This is a genomic window from Pelomicrobium sp. G1 (genome assembly GCF_051905455.1).
Taxonomy (GTDB): Bacteria; Pseudomonadota; Gammaproteobacteria; order Burkholderiales; family UBA6910; genus Pelomicrobium.
Genome location: NZ_JBQACR010000500.1, coordinates 1 through 247, shown reverse-complemented (window position 1 = coordinate 247; position 247 = coordinate 1). Strand labels below are relative to the sequence as shown.

Annotated in this window: 1 protein-coding gene; it reads right to left on the bottom strand. The window is 68.4% G+C overall.

Annotated features, from left to right (window positions below):
• Positions 1-7: 7 nt before the first annotated feature.
• A partial coding sequence (locus ACTFO6_RS19380) for a hypothetical protein (RefSeq protein ID WP_439935948.1) occupies positions 8-247 on the bottom strand: 240 nt, incomplete at its 5' end.

The following is a 247-nucleotide window of genomic DNA, read 5'->3' as shown; positions in this document are numbered from 1 at the left end:
GGGTTCCCTAGCGCCCGGGCGGAACGCCGAACTGGTATTTCACCCCGACCCAGCCGGCCCGGGGGGCGCCCGGCGCGACGAAGCGCTCCACAGGCCCCAGTTGATCCAGGGGCTGGCCGGTGGCTGGGTCGAAGGCGTTGCGGTTGAACGCCCCCAAGGTCTCGTACCGGGTGTCGAACAGGTTGTCCACCTTGGCGAAGAGCACCCAGTTGCGCCCCAGGCGGTAATCCAGGTTCACGTTGACCAC